The organism is Pseudomonas rhodesiae, from assembly GCF_013285305.1.
GTDB lineage: Bacteria > Pseudomonadota > Gammaproteobacteria > Pseudomonadales > Pseudomonadaceae > Aquipseudomonas > Aquipseudomonas rhodesiae.
On the sequence record NZ_CP054205.1, the window covers coordinates 1,133,890 to 1,151,164 of the forward strand.

Below are 17,275 nucleotides of genomic sequence, written 5' to 3' on the forward strand. Positions count from 1 at the left end.
GTCATGATCTCAGCGCTGGTGACGGATGCGTGGGTTGGCGAAGCCGTAGAGGATATCCACCACGAAGTTCACCAGGATCACCAGGCAGGCGATCAGCAGAATGCCGTTCTGCACCACTGGGTAGTCCCGCGCGCCAATGGCTTCGATCAGCCATTTGCCGATGCCGGGCCAGGAGAAGATGGTTTCGGTCAGCACAGCGCCGGCCAGCAGGGTGCCGACTTGCAGGCCCACTACGGTCAAGACCGGGATCAGCGCGTTGCGCAGGCCGTGCACGAACACCACGCGTGTCGGCGACAGGCCCTTGGCCTTGGCGGTGCGGATGTAGTCTTCGCGCAGCACTTCGAGCATCGAAGAACGGGTCATCCGCGCGATCACCGCCAGCGGAATGGTGCCGAGCACGATGGCCGGCAGGATCAGGTGGTGCAGGGCGTCGAAGAACGCGTCCGGCTCGTCAGCCAGCAGCGTGTCGATCAGCATGAAGCCGGTGCGCGGCTCGATGTCGTAGAGCAGGTCGATGCGCCCGGAAACCGGGGTCCAGCCCAGGCTCACCGAGAAGAACATGATCAGGATCAGGCCCCACCAGAAGATCGGCATCGAATAGCCCGCCAGGGAGATGCCCATCACCCCGTGGTCGAACAGGGATCCTCGCTTGAGTGCCGCGATCACCCCGGCCAACAGGCCCAGGATACCGGCGAACAACAGGGCGGCCATGGACAGTTCCAGGGTCGCGGGGAAGAGTGCGGTGAACTCGGTCCACACGCTGGTACGGGTGCGCAGGGACTCACCAAGATCGCCCTGGGCGAGCTTGCCGACATAGTCCAGGTATTGCGCATACAGCGGCTTGTTAAGGCCAAGGCGTTCCATTGCCTGTGCGTGCATCTCGGGGTCGACGCGGCGTTCGCCCATCATGACTTCTACGGGGTCGCCGGGAATCATGCGTATCAACGCAAACGTCAGCAACGTGATGCCGAAGAACGTGGGGATCAATAACCCCAGTCGGCGGGCAATAAAACTAAACATCTTGTGGTGTACCTCAATCAGCCGGTTAGGCAGGTTCGGCACCGCCCATGTCGACGGTGCCGAGCGTTTTTCTTATTTACTTCACCTGGGTGGTGGCGAAGTTATTAGTCGTCAGAGGGCTTTGGGTAAAGCCTTCGACGTTCTTGCGCATGGCGGTAAACATTTTCGGGTAGGCCATGGGAATCCATGGTTGGTCTTTCTCGAAAACATCCAGGGCTTGTTCATAGAGTGCGGCGCGCTCAGCGGGTTCAGCGTCAGCGCGGGCCTTGTCGATCAAAGCCTGAAACTCTTTGTTACACCAGCGGGCGTAGTTTTCGCCGTTTTTCGCAGCATCGCAACTCAGGTTCGGCGTGAGGAAGTTATCCGGGTCGCCGTTATCGCCGGCCCAGCCCGCGGACACCATGTCATGCTCGCCGGCCTTGGCGCGCTTGAGCATCTCGCCCCATTCCATGACTTTGATGTTCACTTTCAGGCCGATCTGCGCCAGGTCCGCCTGCATGCGCTGGGCGCCGAGCATCGGGTTGGGGTTGGTCGGGCCGCCGCCGTTACGGGTGAACAGGGTGAACTCGGTGCCTTCCGGTACGCCAGCTTCCTTGAGCAGGGCGCGGGCCTTGTCCAGGTCGCGCTCAGGGTTCTTCAACTTATTGTTGAAGCCCAGCAGGGTTGGTGGATACGGGCCGGTGGCGTCGATGGCGTTGCCTTTGCCATAGAGGGATTCGTTGTAGCCTTTCTTGTCGAACGCGATATTGATCGCGTGGCGCACCCGCGCGTCGCTCATGTACTTGTGGGTGGTGTTCAGGGCGGTGTACGCGGTGGTCATCGCCGCCAATTCCGCCACTTTCAGGTTTGGGTCGGCCTTCACGCTCGGCACGTCGTCGGGCTTGGGATACAGCGCGATCTGACATTCGTTGGCCTTGAGCTTTTGCAGGCGCACGTTGTTGTCGGTGGTGATCGCCAGGATCAGCGGATCGGCCGGCGGCTTGCCACGGAAGTACTCCGGGTTGGCCTTGAAGCGCACTTGGGCGTCCTTGGCGTAGCGGGTGAAGATGAACGGGCCGGTGCCGATCGGCTTGCTGTTCAGCTCATCGGTCTTGCCGGACTTGAGCAACTGGTCGGCGTATTCGGCGGAGTGAATCGAGGAGAACGCCATGGCCAGGTCGGCCAGGAATGGTGCTTCAGGACGGGTCAGGGTAAAGACGACGGTGTGATCGTCGGTTTTCTCTACGCTCTTGAGCAGTTCTTTGAAGCCCATGCTCTCGAAGTACGGGTAGCCCACGGTGGACTTGTTATGCCACGGGTGATTCGGGTCCAGCTGGCGTTTGAAGCTCCAGAGCACGTCGTCGGCATTCAGGTTGCGCGTGGGTTTGAAGTAATCGGTGGTGTGGAACTTGATGTCTTCACGCAGGTGAAAGGTGTAGGTCAGGCCATCGGCGCTGATTTCCGGCAGGTCCTTGGCCAGCGCGGGAACCACTTCGGTAGTACCGGGCTTGAAATCCACCAGACGGTTGAACACGGTTTCGGCCGCGGCGTCCGCGGTGACGGCGGTGGTGTACAGGACCGGGTCAAAACCCTCCGGGCTGGCTTCGGTGCAGACCACCAGGGGTTTGGCCGATACGCCGATAGCTGCGCTCAATAGCGCGGCGGCAACGGCAGCTTGTAGCGGGAGCATTTTCATTCAGAGCCCTCTGCAATCGATGGGACCAGACAAGCGTAGACGGCAGGCTCTTCCTGAGCCTGCCGTCTGCCTGGTGCTAATTAAAGAATGTTGAATGGGATGGTGGTGACCAGACGGAACTCTTTGATGCTGCCGTCCGCCTGGAACTCGCTGCCACGGTGCTCTACATAAGTCGCGCGTACGGTAGTGGCTTTGAGGGGGCCGCTTTGCAGGGCGTAAGAGGCGCCTACACCGTATTCCTGATGCTTCTCGCCGTCTTGGGACTGGATGCCGTCGTAGGCGAACTTGGCCCGGCCGTTGTTGCCGGTGTAGTGAGTACCGTCGATACCCCAGCCGCGAGCCGAGTAGGCGTTGAATTTCAAGCCTGGTACACCGTACTCCGCCATGTTGATGGCGTAGGCGACCTGGAAAGACTTCTCGTTCGGGCCGTTGAAGTCCGAGGTCAGGGAGTTGGCCAGGTAGATGCCGTTGGTTTCGTGCAGGTAGTCGAAGTACTCGTTACCGTTCACTTGCTGGTAAGCGAAGGTCAGGCTGTGTGCCTGGTGAGTCAGGCCCAGGGACAGGGAGAAGGTATCGTTGTCGATTTCCCCCATCTCTTTTTTGCCTTCGTCGACAGTCTTGTAGTAGTTGAAGCCGGTAGTCAGCCCCAGTTGCGAAGTGTCGCCCAATTCGTGGGTTGCACCGAAGTAGTACTGGTTCCAGAAGTCCTTCACGTTGGCGGCGAAGAAGCTGGTTTTCAGGCTTTTCAGCGGCTGGTAGTTCACGCCCAGGGTCGATACCTTGTCGGTTTCCTGGGTGCCGTTGCCGTATTCGCTACGGAATTTCGACAGGCTTTGTTCGGTACGTGGCGAAACGCGATCGAAGATACCGCCCTGGAACGACAGGTTGCTGAACTCTTCGCTATTGAAGCTCACACCTTCGAAGCTTGAAGGCAGTGCACGGTTGCCGATGGTGTCGACGATGCCGCTGCTGAAGTTCTGGCGACCTGCGGTCAGAGTGGTGTTGGACACGCGGAATTGCACGTTGGCCAGGCCCAGTTTGCTCCACTGATCTACGGCGTTGCCGTCGGAGTCGGCCAGGGTGCGGTTGGAGCCGCCTTTGATGTCACGCTTGCTGCGGTCCAAGACCAGCGCGTTGTAAACCGCTACTTCTGTCTTGACACCTACAGTGCCCTGGGTGAACCCCGAGCTTGCGTTAAGGATAGTGCCCTGCACCCAGTTGGTACGGTTGCGGTCGGTGAGAGTTTCGCCGTGTTTCTCGTATGAGAAGGTGCCGCCACGGTATTTGCTTTCATGGGAGTACCAGTTACGCGTGGTGCCGCCCAGGCTGAAATCTTCGATAAAGCCTTTGGCTTCGCTTTGCGCGCTGGTGCCGGCCAATGTCGTCGGAACGAATTCCTGGCTGGCCGGTTCTGCGTAGGCGGTGGCCGTGATGCTGCTGATGGCCATAGCCAGAAGCACTTTGCTGCTCAGTTTCATGGGTGGAGCTCCTTTGGTTCTCTTTTTTTATGCCGGTCTTTTTAGGTGAACCGGCTATTGGTGTGTAACTCGTTCAAGCTGTTGCAAACGTTTGCCGTAGGAAAAATCCCAATAAAAGGCTGCACGTTTGCAGCAGGGCAGCCTTCGCCCTGCGCAATCCGGTTATTTTCTTATGGGGTAATACTGACGCCCGAGAACACGTTGCGGCCGAAGGGGCTGACTTTGAACCCTTCGACTTTGACGCTTAACGGCTGGTTGACCGTCGAGTGGGCGACGGGCGTGATCGGCACCTGCTGCTTGAGCAGTTGCTGCGCCTGTTTGTATAGAACAGTCCTTTGTTCACGGTCGGTTACGACCTTGGCTTGCTTGATCAGCTTGTCGTACGCCGGGTCACACCACATCGAGTAGTTGTTCCCACCGATGGCGTCGCAGCTGTAGAGGGTGCCCAGCCAGTTGTCCGGGTCACCGTTGTCGCCGGTCCAGCCGATCAGGCTGACATCGTGCTCACCGTTCTTGGTGCGCTTGATGTATTCGCCCCACTCGTAGCTGACGATCTTGACCTTGAGGCCGATCTTGGCCCAGTCGCTTTGCAGCATCTCGGCCATCAGCTTGGCGTTGGGGTTGTACGGCCGTTGCACCGGCATCGCCCACAGGGTGATCTCGGTGCCTTCCTTCACGCCGGCGGCCTTGAGCAGTTCCTTGGCTTTTTCCGGGTTGTAGGCGGCATCTTTGATGGTTTCGTCGTAGGACCATTGTGTCGGCGGCATGGCGTTGACCGCCAGCTGCCCGGCGCCCTGGTACACGGCATTGAGGATGCTTTGCTTGTTCACCGCCATGTCCAGCGCCTGGCGCACTTCAAGCTGGTCGAAGGGCTTGTGACGCACGTTGTAGGCGATGTAACCGAGGTTGAAACCCGGTTTGGTCAGCAGTTGCAGGTTCGGGTCGGCCTTGAGCGCATCGACGTCCGCCGGACGCGGGTGCAGGGTCACCTGGCATTCGCCTGCCTTGAGTTTTTGCACGCGCACCGAGGCATCGGTGTTGATGGCGAAAATCAACTGGTCGAGCTTCACGCGGCTCGGGTCCCAGTATTGTTTGTTGGCCACGTAACGGATCTGCGAGTCTTTCTGGTAACGCTGGAATACGAACGGCCCGGTGCCGATCGGCTTCTGGTTGATGTCGCTGGGCTTGCCTTCCTTGAGCAATTGCTCGGCGTATTCGGCTGACAGAATCGCGGCGAAGCTCATGGCGATGTTTTGCACGAACGCGGCGTCCACCGTGTTCAGGGTCATCACCACGGTATACGGGTCGGTTTTCTCGACCTTGGCGATGTTCTTGTTCAGGCTCATCCCGTTGAAGTACGGAAACTCGGTGGGGTAGGCCTTGCGGAACGGATGATCCGGGTCAAGCATGCGGTTGAAGGTGAACAGCACGTCGTCGGCATTGAAGTCCCGCGTCGGCTTGAATTCCTTGTTGCTGTGGAATTTCACCCCTTCACGCAGATGGAAGGTGTAGGTCAGGCCATCTTCTGAAATATCCCACTTGGTCGCCAACCCAGGTATTACGTTGGTCGCGCCTTTCTCGAACTCGACCAAGCGGTTGTACAGCGGCTCGGCCACGTCGTTGTCGGTGGCGGTGGTGTACTGCGCTGTATCGAACCCTGCGGGGCTGCCTTCGGAGCAGAACACCAGGCTCTTCTTGTCGGCGGCTTGGCCCATCGTGGCCACAGCCAGCAGGCTGGTGCCAAAAATTGCGGATAGAACGGTGGTATGGCGCATGACGATCCCGATCCTTGTTTGTAGTTGTCATCAGCGAGCAACCGCCCAGCCTTTCGGACTGGGAGACATCACTGATCCCACGCACAGCAAGTGCCTTTCCCATATGGCTACCGCTGCTGTCCTACGACGTTATGGGTCGCGGAGTTCGCAGTAAATGCGCCAAATCGGATTGACCTTGTAGGCAACGGAGTCGCGGACCGCAGTTCGTTGCTGTAGGACGCAACGGATGCGGGCGTGGTCTGTTTCCTACTGGTCTGGCGGATGCAATAACGGCGACGTTATGAAACGTCGCCGTCACTGGTCCTTACTTGCCGCTTACGCTCACGCCATAGAAGGAGTTCAAGCCAAACGGGCTGATCTTGAAGTCCTGTACGGTGTTACGCATGGGTTGATACACCGTCGAGTGCGCGATAGGTGTCATCGGGACTGCATCTTTGAGGATATGTTGCGCCTGCTTGTACAGCTCGGTGCGTTTAGCGACGTCGGAAGTGGCCTTGGCCTCTTTCACGATGCCGTCGAATTTCTTGTCACACCACTTGGAGAAGTTGTTACCGGCCAGCGAATCGCAGCCGAACAGCACGTTCAGCCAGTTGTCCGGGTCACCATTGTCGCCGCTCCAGCCAATGATCATGGCCTGGTTCTCGCCGCCTTTGGAGCGCTTGATGTACTCGCCCCACTCGTAGCTGGTGATCTTGACCTTGAGGCCGATCTTCGACCAATCGTTCTGCAGCATTTCTGCCATCAGCTTAGCGTTCGGGTTGTACGGACGCTGAACCGGCATGGCCCACAGCACGATCTCGGTCCCTTCCTTGACGCCGGCTTCCTTGAGCAGCGCCTTGGCTTTCTCAGGGTCGTACTTGGCGTCCTTGATGGTGGTGTCATAGGACCATTGGGTCGGCGGCATGGCGTTGACGGCCAGTTGGCCTGCGCCCTGGTAGACGGAGTCGATGATCTGCTGCTTGTTCACCGACATGTCCAGCGCCTGGCGTACGCGCAGGTCAGCCAGCGGGTTGGGCTGGTCGCTGCCTTTGATTTTGTCCATGACGTTGTAGGCCACGTAGCCCAGGTTGAAACCGGCCTGGTGCGGCAGTTTCAGGTCTTTGTCTTCGCCCAGCGCCTTGAGGTCGGCCGGACGTGGGAACAAGGTGATCTGGCATTCGTTTTTCTTGAGCTTCTGGATACGCACCGACGGGTCAGTGGTGATGGCGAAGATCAGGTTGTCGATCTTCACGTCTTCAGGCTTCCAGTAATCCTTGTTGCCGGTGTAACGGATGTTGGAGTCTTTCTGGTAGCTCTTGAACACGAACGGGCCAGTGCCGATCGGCTTCTGGTTGATGTCCGCAGGCTTGCCTTCTTTCAGCAGCTGCGCCGCGTATTCCGCCGACTGGATCGACGCGAAGCTCATGGCCAGGTTCTGGATAAATGCCGCGTCCACGGTGCCAAGGGTGAACTTGACGGTGTGGTCATCGATTTTTTCGATGTTCTTGATGTTGGTGTCCATCCCCATGTCCGTGAAATACGGGAACTCGGTGGGGTAGGCCTTACGGAATGGATCGTCTTTGTTGATCATCCGATTGAAGGTGAACAGTACGTCGTCAGCCGAGAATTCACGAGTGGGCTTGAAGTACGGGGTGGTGTGGAACTTGACGCCTTCGCGCAGATGGAAAGTGTAGGTCAGGCCATCCGGGGATACGTCCCAGCTGGTGGCCAGGCCAGGTACCACGGCGGTGCCGCCGCGTTCGAACTGGCTCAGACGGTTGAACATGGTTTCGGCCGAAGCATCGAAGTCTGTTCCGGTGGTGTACTGGCCTGGATCGAAACCGGCCGGGCTCCCTTCGGAGCAGAACACCAGGTTAGTCGCCGCATGGGCGAATGGGGCCGCGGCCATAAGGCCCGCGCTCACTAATAACGGAAGGACTGCGTGTTTAAGCATGTTGGCCTCATGATTTGTTGTCATTTTTGGTGGTGAGGGCGACCTCGTGAGTCGGCCTGCGGATACTTATGCAGGCGCCATACCCAATGCAAGACGTTGAACTGTTGCAAGGCGCAAAGAGTGGTACGAGCGTACAGGAATGTCGCAATTATGAAAGTTTTGACATATTTGCGCCTGTTTTGAGGGTTTTTTCGGTGCGCAGGCTGCACCAAGAAGGGCCAACCGAGGCGTCTAGCGCACTCGGTTGGGGCGTCACTGTTACTTCTCCAGACTCACGCCATAAAAGGGCGTGAGCCCAAAGGGGCTGATTTTGAAGTCTTTGACTTCCTTGCGCAGAGGTTGGAAAACCGTCGAGTTCGCAATAGGCGTTATAGGTACTTGTTCCTTAAGAATTTTTTGTGCCTGTTGATACCACTTGATGCGCTGCTCGCGGTCGTTGCTCACTTTGGCCTGCTGCACCAGTTTGTCGTACGCCGGGTTACACCATTTGGCGTAGTTGCTGCCCTTGACCGCGGCACAACTGTAGAGCACGCCGAGCCAGTTGTCCGGGTCGCCGTTATCGCCGGTCCAGCCGTAAATCATGGCGTCGTGCTCGCCATTTTTGGCCCGTTTGATGTACTCGCCCCATTCGTAGCTGACGATATTGGCGTTGATGCCCACCTTGGCCCAATCCTGTTGAATCATCTGGGCCGACATGCGCGCATTCGGGTTGGATGCGCGTTGTACGGTCATCGCCCACAGGTTGAGGGTGGTGCCGGGTGCAACCCCTGCTTCTTTTAGTAGCGCCTTGGCTTTGACCGGGTCGTAGGGCGCGTCCTTCACCGATGGATCATAAGACCACTGGGCCGGTGGCAGCGCGTTCTGCGCCAATTGTCCGGCACCTTGATACACCGCTTTGATAATCGCCTGCTTGTCGATGGCCATGTCCAGAGCCTGGCGCACTTTCAACTGATCCAACGGCGGATGCGTCACGTTGTAGGCCAAGAAGCCCAGGTTGAAACCGGCTTGTTGCAGCACGCGCAGATTCGGGTCCTGTTTCATCACCTCAATGTCGGCAGGGCGCGGATAGCCGCTGACCTGGCATTCGCCGGCCTTGAGTTTTTGCAGGCGCGAAGCGGCGTCGGGGGTAATCGCGAAGACCAGGTTGTCGAGCTTCACATCCTCGGGTTTCCAATACTGTTTATTGGCCACGTAGCGAATCTGCGAGTCCTTCTGATAACGCTTGAATACGAACGGCCCGGTGCCCACCGGCTTCTGGTTGATATCTTCGGCCTTGCCGTCTTTCAACAACTGGTCCGCGTACTCGGCCGATTGCACGGAGGCAAAGCTCATGGCCAGGTTCTGCACGAACGCGGCATCGACGTTGTTCAGGCTGAAACGTACGGTGTGCTCGTCGAGTTTGTCGACGCTCTTGATCGTGGTGTTCAGGCCCATGTCGGTGAAGTACGGCGACTCGGAAGGATAAGCCTTGCGGAACGGGGTTTCGGCGTCCAACAGGCGATTGAAGGTGAATAGCACGTCATCCGCGTTGAAATCACGAGTGGGTTTGAAGAAGTCAGTGGTGTGGAACTTGACGCCTTCTCGCAGGTGGAAGGTGTAGGTCAGGCCGTCGTTGGATACCTCCCAGCGGGTCGCCAACCCAGGCTCGACCTCAGTGCCGCCGCGCTTGAACTGGGTCAGGCGATTGAACACGGTTTCGGCGGACGCATCAAAGTCGGTGCCACTGGTGTATTGGCTAGGGTCGAACCCGGCAGGGCTGGCTTCGGAGCAATAGACCAGAGTGCTGGCTGCGTGCGCTGCGGGCATACAGGCCAGGAGACTGGCGGCGAGGAGCAGCGGTTTGAAGGCAATTCTTTCCATGGAGACCCCTGAAGTGGCTGGCATACAAAAGCTGGCCATACGAAAACGGCTGTCTGCGAGGTTACCGTCGTTCTGGGGGTGTGAGGTAGTGACAACGCGAGCTCTGATTGAGCCTGATCGGCGTGCCGACATTGGAAGGGGCGTTTCAACGACTATTTAGCGACACCAGCAGGGCGCGAAAAAACGGCTGCGGAGTCTTTATGGCGTGGTCATGCGGGCAGCTTTTGGTAAAGCAAGAAACGCTGCCCGGAGGCAGCGTTGTTATTAGAGGTCGGGCTCGGGTAATCAGGGGATCTGAACTTCAATCACCCCATCCGCCGACATAGTGACCTTACTGGTGCCGGGTTCCACTTCGGGGGCCGGTGCCGCATCCATCATGGCGGCCTTCATCATCATTGCGCCGCGCTCGTAAGGTTGCGGGTAGCCATTGGTGTTGAAGTTTAAGTTGACGATTTTGTAACCCTTGCCGCCCAACGCATCGGTGGCCAATTGGGCACGGGCCTTGAAGGCTGCTACGGCGTCTTTGAGCAAGGCGTCTTCACTGGCCTTGCGGGTGCTATCGGCGATGGTGAAGTCCATGTTTGCCATTTTCAGGGTGTTGAGCAGTTCGCCCGTGAGCTTGGACAGCGCCGGGAAATCCGCACTTTCCAGGCGCAGCTCGGCACGTTCGCGCCAGCCGGTGATTTTCTGGTTCTTGTTGTCGTAGATCGGGTAGCTGTTACGGCTGCCTTGACGCAAGGTGACGGCCTTGACTTCGCGGGCCTGGCCCAACGCTGTGTTCAAGGTAGTGGTGATGTCGGCTGCGAGTTTGGCGGGGTCGGCGTTTTGAGCTTCGGTGTAAAGGGTCACGATCATCTTGTCGCGGGCTACTTCCTGGCTGACCTCCGCACGCAGGGAGATCTGGTTGTAGTGCAGTTCATCGGCCGCCATCGCCGAAAGGCTGGCCAGGGTGCTGGCGCTAAGGGTTAGAACGGCTGCGCTGCGAATGAAACGAGACATAAAAGCTCCTTGGGTTGATCCTGTGGATATGACTGTAGACGTTGATGTCGGGTTCTTCGGGTTTACACATTCACTACAGGTTGTCGTGTGGGCGACGAACGGTCATGCAGCGTGCCTGCGTCAAAGAGCCACACACGCCGTGCCAGCCGGTCTGCTTCGTTTATACTCCTGCCGATCCGCCTGCAGCACTCATCGGGAGAGCTCATGCTCGCCGCCGTAAAACTGACTTCCGCCACTCGCCAGAACCTCTGGCGCCTGACGTTCATTCGCATCCTGGTACTGGCCGCGCAGGCCGGCTCGGTTGGGCTTGCCTATTGGTTCGATCTGCTGCCGCTGCCGTGGCTGCAACTGGGCGTGACCCTGGGTTTTTCCACCGTGCTATGTGTGTTTACCGCCATCCGGCTGCGCACCACCTGGCCGGTGACCGAGCTGGAGTACGCCCTGCAACTGGCCTGTGATCTGTTTATCCACAGTGTGTTGCTTTACTTCTCCGGCGGTTCCACCAACCCCTTCGTTTCGTATTACCTGGTGCCTCTGACCATCGCCGCCGTGACCTTGCCGTGGCGCTACTCGGTGGTGCTGTCCGGGATCGCGCTGACCCTCTATACCCTGTTGCTGGCTCAGTTCTATCCGTTGCAGACGTTCCCTATCGCTCGGGAAAACCTGCAGATCTACGGGATGTGGTTGAGCTTTGCCCTGTCGGCCGCCGTGATCACTTTCTTTGCCGCGCGCATGGCCGAAGAACTGCGCCGGCAGGAAGAACTGCGGGCCATTCGCCGTGAAGAAGGCTTGCGCGACCAGCAATTGCTGGCCGTGGCCACTCAAGCGGCCGGCGCGGCTCACGAATTGGGTACGCCGCTGGCGACCATGAGCGTGCTGCTCAACGAGATGACCCAGGACCATCACGACCCGGCGCTGCAAGAGGATCTCGGCGTGCTGCGCGAACAGGTCAAGCAGTGCAAGCAAACCTTGCAGCAACTGGTACGCGCCGCCGAAGCCAACCGCCGCCTGGCGGTGGAGATGCAGGACGTGACCCAGTGGCTCGACGAAGCCCTGAACCGCTGGCACCTGATGCGCCCCGAGGCCAGTTACCGATTCCATCTACTGGGGCAGGGCCCGGTGCCGCGCATGGCGCCGCCGCCGGACTTGACCCAGGCGCTGCTCAACCTGTTGAACAATGCTGCTGATGCCTGCCCAGAAGGCCTCGAAGTGCAGTTGGACTGGGACACGGAAAACCTCACCATCAGCATTCGCGACCACGGTGCGGGCGTGCCGTTGGCCATTGCCGAGCAGATCGGCAAACCGTTTTTTACCACCAAGGGCAAGGGCTTCGGCCTCGGTCTGTTTTTGAGCAAGGCCAGCGTGACCCGCGCCGGCGGCTCAGTGAAGCTCTATAGTCATGAGGACGGCGGCACGCTCACCGAGCTGCGCCTGCCCCGTGTCGCACGAGGAGATATCGATGAGTGATGAGATCCAAGTCGAAGGCGAAGAACTGCCGCACCTGTTGCTGGTAGATGACGACGCCACGTTTACCCGCGTGATGGCGCGCGCCATGAGCCGTCGCGGTTTTCGGGTAAGCACCGCCGGTTCCGCCGAAGAGGGCCTGACCATCGCCCAGGCCGACCTGCCGGACTACGCCGCGCTCGACCTGAAAATGGACGGCGACTCCGGCCTGGTGCTGCTGCCCAAATTGCTGGAATTGGACCCGGAAATGCGCGTGGTCATTCTCACCGGTTACTCCAGCATCGCCACGGCGGTCGAGGCTATCAAGCGCGGTGCCTGCAATTATCTGTGCAAGCCGGCGGACGCCGACGACGTGCTCGCCGCGCTACTGTCCGAACATGCCGACCTCGACACCCTGGTGCCGGAAAACCCGATGTCGGTGGACCGCTTGCAGTGGGAGCATATCCAGCGCGTACTCACCGAGCACGAAGGCAATATCTCCGCCACCGCCCGTGCTCTGGGCATGCATCGCCGGACGTTGCAGCGCAAGCTGCAGAAGCGCCCGGTACGGCGCTGAACCCCGACTGAACGAATCGCTTCAGCTTGTAGGACGTCCTGAACCGATCGCCTATGATCGGCTCAAACGCCTGTGATGTTTTTCCTACCGAGCCTGAACGATGAATCAGAACGCTGAGTACTCCGCAGTCAATGACGCGGTGCGGGGGCAATTCTTTCGACGAACCTGGGCGATGATCACGCCCTATTGGCGCAGTGAAGAGAAGGGCAAGGCTTGGTTGTTGTTGGTGGCGGTGATCGGCCTTTCGCTGTTCAGCGTCGCGATCTCGGTGTGGATCAACCATTGGTACAAGGACTTCTACAACGCCCTCGAAAAGAAGGATACGGCCGCTTTTTGGCAATTGATCGGTTATTTCGGTGCAATTGCCGCCGTGGCGATCCTGGGCGCGGTGTATCGCTTGTACCTGACCCAGATGCTGACCATCCGCTGGCGCGCCTGGCTCACCGAAAAGCACTTTGCGCGCTGGCTCGCCCACAAAAACTACTACCAGCTGGAGCAGGGCGGTTACACCGATAACCCAGACCAGCGGATTTCCGAAGACCTCAACAGTTTCACCACCGGCACCTTGAGCCTGGGGCTCGGGCTGTTGCGCAACGTCGTCAGCCTGGTGTCATTCTCGATCATCCTGTGGGGTGTTTCGGGCAGTATCGAAGTGTTCGGCATCACCATCCCAGGTTATATGTTCTGGTGCGCATTGTTGTATGCCGCCGTCGGCAGTTGGCTCACCCACCTGATCGGACGACGCTTGATCGGCTTGAGCAATCAGCAACAGCGCTTCGAGGCGGACCTGCGTTTTTCCATGGTGCGTGTGCGCGAGAATGCCGAGAGCATCGCCCTGTACAACGGCGAACCGAACGAAAACCAGCGTTTGAGCGAACGCTTCAGCAAGGTTTGGCATAACTTCTGGGACATTATGAAGGTGTCCAAGCGCTTGACGTTTTTCACCGCCGGCTACAGCCAGATCGCAATCATCTTTCCATTCATCGTTGCCGCGCCGCGTTACTTCACCGGCAAGATCGAGCTGGGCGAGCTGATGCAAATCAATTCGGCGTTCGGCAACGTGCAGGATAACTTCAGCTGGTTTATCAGCGCGTACACCGAGCTGGCCAGCTGGCGCGCCACCAGCGATCGTCTGTTGAGCTTCCAGCAGGCCATGAGTGAAAACGAGCAGCGCCCGGCAGCCATCGACGTCAGCTCGGAGGGGGAGCGCCTTGTGGTGCAAGGGTTGGGCATGAACCTGGCGGACGGCCGCCATCTGCTGACCGATGCGAACATGGTGGTCGAACCGGGCCAGCGTGTGATGCTCAGTGGCCGCTCTGGCAGCGGTAAAAGTACCTTGCTGCGCGCGATGGGGCATTTGTGGCCGGCCGGCCACGGCAGCATTCGCCTGCCGGCCAAGCGTTACTTGTTCCTGCCGCAAAAGCCTTACCTGCCCATCGGCACGTTGAAGGCTGCGTTGAGTTACCCACAGGACGACGGCGTCTATTCGGCGCAACGTTATGCACAGGTCTTGCAAACCTGCCGCTTGCCGCATCTGGTGGACCGTCTGGATGAGCCCAACCACTGGCAGCGCATGCTTTCACCGGGCGAGCATCAGCGCTTGGCCTTCGCCCGCGCGTTGCTGTATGCCCCGCAATGGCTATACATGGACGAAGCCACATCGGCGATGGACGAAGAGGATGAGGCCACGCTGTATCAAGCATTGATCGATGAACTGCCGGGGTTGAGCATCGTCAGCGTCGGTCACCGCAGCAGCCTCAAGCGCTTCCATGGCCGGCATGTGCGGATCGAAGGCGGCTGGCTTCAAGAGCAACCCGTGGCCTGAAGTCCAATATCTAAAGAACGAGGCCCAACAAAAAGCCCGGTTGATCATCGATCAACCGGGCTTTTTTGCGGCTTGAAAAGACTTACTTCTTCAAGCCGTAATGCTCATCGAGCATGCCGGGGGCATCCGCCGTTTTTGGCGCGTAGTCCCGTGGCGGTTCCTGATTTTCCCGGGGCGGGGTCAGGCGTTCCCGTGGTGTTTGCGGTGCATCGGAGTGCAGCGCGGCCAGCAGGCGCTGGCGGGTAATGTCGTCGAGAGCCAGGCGGTTAGCGCCATCGGCGAGATGATCCTGTACTTCCTGGTAGCTCTGAGTGAGCTTCTTGACCAGGGTCGCAGTGCTATTGAAGTGGGTAACAACCTCGTTCTGATAACTGTCAAAACGTTCCTGGATGTCATCGAGCTGACGCTGCGTGCGGTTAGGCGCGGCATTCGGCAGCAGGCGAGCAACCAGGAATCCAATGGCGACACCGGCAACCAGGGCAAGAGTCGGCAACAACCAAACTAAGAGCGAGTGTTCCACGAGTCCTTCCTCTATAAACGGCTTTGCTTTACGTTAACGGCTCGGACCTGCGCTGTATACCGCGATTAAGCTCGCAATGATGTCATGCACAGATTTTTAGCTAGACGAGTCGACCCATTGAGAGGTCACGGAGTTCATTCCTTGCTCATGCGTGAAACCCCCGTTTTGATCGATGGCCCGGTAGGCCAGTTGGAAGCCTTGTACCTGGATCAGCCCGAACCACGTGGCCTGGCGCTGATCTGCCACCCTAACCCGGTGCAGGGCGGGACCATGCTCAATAAAGTCGTGTCGACCCTGCAACGCACCGCCCGCGATGCCGGTTTGATCACGCTGCGCTTCAATTACCGTGGCGTCGGTGCCAGTGCCGGCACTCACGACATGAGCAGCGGCGAAGTGGACGACGCCGAAGCGGCCGTCACCTGGCTGCGGGAAAAACACCCGGACCTGCCGATCACCTTGCTCGGGTTTTCCTTCGGTGGTTATGTGGCGGCGAGCCTCGGCGGGCGCCTGGAGGCCAAAGGCGAAAAACTCGCGCACCTGTTCATGGTCGCCGCTGCCGTGATGCGTTTGAGCGATAGCGATGTGCTGCCCCAGAACTGCCCATTGACCCTGATCCAGCCGGAAACCGACGAAGTAGTCGAGCCGCAGTTGGTTTACGACTGGTCCGCCGCGTTGAAACGCCCCCATGAGCTGCTGAAAGTGGCAGAATGCGGGCACTTTTTTCACGGCAAGCTCACCGACCTCAAGGATCTGGTGCTGCCGCGTCTCTCGAATTGATAGCAGTCTGATAAGCGATTACCCATGACGACTCGTACCCGTATCCTCACCGGCATCACCACCACCGGCACGCCGCACCTGGGCAACTACGCCGGTGCGATTCGCCCGGCCATCCTCGCCAGCCAGGATGCCAATGCCGATTCCTTCTACTTTCTGGCCGACTACCACGCCCTGATCAAATGCGATGACCCGCAGCGCATCCAGCGCTCGCGCATGGAAATCGCCGCGACTTGGCTGGCCGGTGGCCTGGATGTGAACCGGGTGACGTTCTATCGCCAGTCCGACATCCCGGAAATTCCCGAGCTGACCTGGCTGCTGACCTGCGTCGCCGCCAAGGGCCTGCTCAACCGCGCTCACGCTTACAAAGCGTCGGTGGATAAGAACGTGGAAGCCGGTGAAGACCCGGATGCGGGCATCAGCATGGGGCTGTATAGCTACCCGGTGCTGATGGCGGCGGACATTCTGATGTTCAACGCGCACAAGGTGCCGGTGGGCCGCGACCAGATCCAACACGTGGAAATGGCCCGCGACATCGGCCAGCGTTTCAACCACCTATTCGGCAACGGTAAAGAATTCTTCACCATGCCCGAGGCGTTGATCGAAGAAAGCGTCGCCACCTTGCCGGGCCTGGACGGCCGCAAGATGTCCAAGAGCTACGACAACACCATCCCGTTGTTCACCAGCGCCAAGGACATGAAAGACGCGATCTCGCGCATCGTGACCGACTCGCGTGCGCCGGGCGAAGCCAAGGATCCGGACAACTCGCACCTGTTCACGCTGTACCAGGCGTTTGCGACTAAAGCGCAAGAAGAAGAGTTCCGTGGCGAACTGCTGCAAGGCCTGGGCTGGGGCGAGGCGAAGAATCGTCTGTTCCAACTGCTCGACAGCCAGTTGGGTGAGGCCCGCGAGCGTTATCACCAATTGATGTCACGCCCTTCGGACATGGAAGACCTGCTGCTGGTCGGCGCCAAAAAGGCTCGCGCCGTGGCCGCACCGTTCCTCGCCGAGTTGCGTGAAGCGGTAGGCTTGCGTTCGTTCGTCAATCAGGCGGCCGCGCCGGTCAGTGCCAAGAAGAAAGCCGCCAAGACGGCGCGCTTCGTTAGCTTTCGCGAAGACGACGGAAGTTTCCGTTTCCGCCTGCTGGCCGCCGATGGCGAGCAATTGCTGCTGTCACGCAACTTTGCCGATGGCAAGGCGGCGGGCGCGGTGACTAAACAACTGCAAAGCGGTCAAGCGTTGGACGTACGCACCGAAGGTCTGCGTTTCAGCGTATGGCTGGACGGCGCCGCGGTGGCCGACAGCGCCGAGTTTGCCGACCCTGCGTCGCTTGACGCGGCCATCGAAGCCCTGCGCGTCGCATTGACCCCCCTCGAGGATTAACCCGACCAAGGGT

At 59.1% G+C, this 17,275-nt stretch carries 13 protein-coding genes; 5 read left to right on the forward strand and 8 right to left on the reverse strand.

The genetic code is table 11. The features are described from left to right. Window positions 1-9 precede the first annotated feature (9 nt). From HRH33_RS05000 to HRH33_RS05030, 7 genes are all read right to left on the reverse strand, one after another. Window positions 10-1,020, reverse strand: a complete 1,011-nt coding sequence (locus HRH33_RS05000; protein ID WP_025856266.1) for an ABC transporter permease subunit — start codon at window positions 1,018-1,020, stop codon at window positions 10-12. A 76-nt stretch (window positions 1,021-1,096) separates the two neighbouring features. Further along, entirely contained in the window at window positions 1,097-2,695 is a 1,599-nt protein-coding gene (locus tag HRH33_RS05005) for an ABC transporter substrate-binding protein (protein WP_034136955.1), read from the reverse strand. 80 nt (window positions 2,696-2,775) lie between these two features. Next, window positions 2,776-4,173 (reverse strand): OprD family outer membrane porin, encoded by a 1,398-nt coding sequence (locus HRH33_RS05010; RefSeq protein WP_173603371.1) that lies wholly within the window; start codon window positions 4,171-4,173, stop codon window positions 2,776-2,778. 170 nt (window positions 4,174-4,343) lie between these two features. After that, a complete protein-coding gene (locus HRH33_RS05015; protein WP_425326819.1) occupies window positions 4,344-5,888 on the reverse strand; it encodes an ABC transporter substrate-binding protein in 1,545 nt (514 codons plus the stop codon). A gap of 364 nt (window positions 5,889-6,252) precedes the next feature. After that, a complete protein-coding gene (locus HRH33_RS05020; protein ID WP_034136958.1) occupies window positions 6,253-7,881 on the reverse strand; it encodes an ABC transporter substrate-binding protein in 1,629 nt (542 codons plus the stop codon). A 258-nt stretch (window positions 7,882-8,139) separates the two neighbouring features. After that, a complete protein-coding gene (locus HRH33_RS05025) occupies window positions 8,140-9,741 on the reverse strand; it encodes an ABC transporter substrate-binding protein (RefSeq protein ID WP_167417312.1) in 1,602 nt (533 codons plus the stop codon). A gap of 285 nt (window positions 9,742-10,026) precedes the next feature. Then, window positions 10,027-10,740 carry an SIMPL domain-containing protein gene (locus HRH33_RS05030; RefSeq protein ID WP_034136960.1) on the reverse strand — a complete coding sequence of 238 codons (714 nt, stop codon included), beginning with the start codon at window positions 10,738-10,740 and terminating at the stop codon, window positions 10,027-10,029. Window positions 10,741-10,944: 204 nt separating this feature from the next. Here HRH33_RS05030 and HRH33_RS05035 point away from each other — a divergent pair, with 204 nt between their 5' ends. The 3 genes from HRH33_RS05035 to HRH33_RS05045 all read left to right on the forward strand — a co-directional run bounded on the left by HRH33_RS05035 (window position 10,945) and on the right by HRH33_RS05045 (window position 14,585). Next, window positions 10,945-12,207 carry an ATP-binding protein gene (locus HRH33_RS05035; protein ID WP_034095868.1) on the forward strand — a complete coding sequence of 421 codons (1,263 nt, stop codon included), beginning with the start codon at window positions 10,945-10,947 and terminating at the stop codon, window positions 12,205-12,207. Continuing rightward, window positions 12,200-12,760 (forward strand): response regulator transcription factor, encoded by a 561-nt coding sequence (locus HRH33_RS05040; RefSeq protein ID WP_003171731.1) that lies wholly within the window; start codon window positions 12,200-12,202, stop codon window positions 12,758-12,760. The genes HRH33_RS05035 and HRH33_RS05040 overlap by 8 nt, the downstream gene beginning before the upstream one ends. 100 nt (window positions 12,761-12,860) lie before the next feature. Beyond that, window positions 12,861-14,585 (forward strand): ABC transporter ATP-binding protein/permease, encoded by a 1,725-nt coding sequence (locus HRH33_RS05045; protein ID WP_167417311.1) that lies wholly within the window; start codon window positions 12,861-12,863, stop codon window positions 14,583-14,585. A gap of 82 nt (window positions 14,586-14,667) precedes the next feature. Here HRH33_RS05045 and HRH33_RS05050 read toward each other — a convergent pair whose 3' ends face one another. Then, window positions 14,668-15,105 carry a Z-ring associated ZapG family protein gene (locus HRH33_RS05050; RefSeq protein ID WP_034095870.1) on the reverse strand — a complete coding sequence of 146 codons (438 nt, stop codon included), beginning with the start codon at window positions 15,103-15,105 and terminating at the stop codon, window positions 14,668-14,670. Window positions 15,106-15,252: 147 nt separating this feature from the next. Here HRH33_RS05050 and HRH33_RS05055 point away from each other — a divergent pair, with 147 nt between their 5' ends. Together HRH33_RS05055 and HRH33_RS05060 are read left to right on the forward strand one after the other, a co-directional pair. Next, window positions 15,253-15,882, forward strand: a complete 630-nt coding sequence (locus tag HRH33_RS05055; protein ID WP_094065283.1) for an alpha/beta hydrolase — start codon at window positions 15,253-15,255, stop codon at window positions 15,880-15,882. A gap of 24 nt (window positions 15,883-15,906) precedes the next feature. Further along, entirely contained in the window at window positions 15,907-17,262 is a 1,356-nt protein-coding gene (locus HRH33_RS05060) for a tryptophan--tRNA ligase (protein ID WP_034136963.1), read from the forward strand. Window positions 17,263-17,275: the final 13 nt, after the last annotated feature.

Excerpts from the sequence above, each read along its gene's own strand:
- HRH33_RS05040 (WP_003171731.1), top strand. The coding sequence starts at position 12,200 with ATGAGTGATGAGATCCAAGTCGAAGGCGAAGAACTGCCGCACCTGTTG.
- HRH33_RS05000 (WP_025856266.1), bottom strand. The coding sequence starts at position 1,020 with ATGTTTAGTTTTATTGCCCGCCGACTGGGGTTATTGATCCCCACGTTC.
- HRH33_RS05055 (WP_094065283.1), top strand. The coding sequence starts at position 15,253 with ATGCGTGAAACCCCCGTTTTGATCGATGGCCCGGTAGGCCAGTTGGAA.
- HRH33_RS05045 (WP_167417311.1), top strand. The coding sequence starts at position 12,861 with ATGAATCAGAACGCTGAGTACTCCGCAGTCAATGACGCGGTGCGGGGG.
- HRH33_RS05015 (WP_425326819.1), bottom strand. The coding sequence starts at position 5,888 with ATGGGCCAAGCCGCCGACAAGAAGAGCCTGGTGTTCTGCTCCGAAGGC.
- HRH33_RS05035 (WP_034095868.1), top strand. The coding sequence starts at position 10,945 with ATGCTCGCCGCCGTAAAACTGACTTCCGCCACTCGCCAGAACCTCTGG.
- HRH33_RS05020 (WP_034136958.1), bottom strand. The coding sequence starts at position 7,881 with ATGCTTAAACACGCAGTCCTTCCGTTATTAGTGAGCGCGGGCCTTATG.
- HRH33_RS05010 (WP_173603371.1), bottom strand. The coding sequence starts at position 4,173 with ATGAAACTGAGCAGCAAAGTGCTTCTGGCTATGGCCATCAGCAGCATC.
- HRH33_RS05060 (WP_034136963.1), top strand. The coding sequence starts at position 15,907 with ATGACGACTCGTACCCGTATCCTCACCGGCATCACCACCACCGGCACG.
- HRH33_RS05030 (WP_034136960.1), bottom strand. The coding sequence starts at position 10,740 with ATGTCTCGTTTCATTCGCAGCGCAGCCGTTCTAACCCTTAGCGCCAGC.
- HRH33_RS05005 (WP_034136955.1), bottom strand. The coding sequence starts at position 2,695 with ATGAAAATGCTCCCGCTACAAGCTGCCGTTGCCGCCGCGCTATTGAGC.
- HRH33_RS05025 (WP_167417312.1), bottom strand. The coding sequence starts at position 9,741 with ATGGAAAGAATTGCCTTCAAACCGCTGCTCCTCGCCGCCAGTCTCCTG.